This is a genomic window from Monashia sp. HAY1-5C, from assembly GCF_056755255.1.
The window spans coordinates 1-268 of the sequence record NZ_JBPGXG010000388.1 but is presented as its reverse complement, the minus strand read 5'-3'; the positions used below and the strand labels follow the sequence as shown (position 1 = coordinate 268).

1 protein-coding gene is annotated in these 268 nt (G+C 36.9%); it reads right to left on the bottom strand.

Annotated elements, in window-relative coordinates:
* On the bottom strand, positions 1–268 hold a 268-nt coding region (locus ACR9ZK_RS22135; RefSeq protein ID WP_481344097.1), incomplete at both ends, for a glycosyltransferase.

The window sequence follows — 268 nt, the reverse complement described above, 5'->3', positions numbered from 1 at the left end:
AAATATCACTGAGCTGAAGATATTCACGTAATTCCGGTAATGGTAAATATTCATTAATAAAACGGACATTATCTTCAAGATGGAGCTTCCAGACAAGATCTTCAAGAAATTCGCGATATTTTTCACCTTCACTCCTCACGATTGCAGGATGTGTCTTACCAAGGATAAGGAAAATGACATCAGGATTCCGTTCAATGATATTTGGCAGCGCTTTTAAGGTAGTTTCAATATTTTTTCCCGAACCTAACAATCCGAATGTAGACAGTAC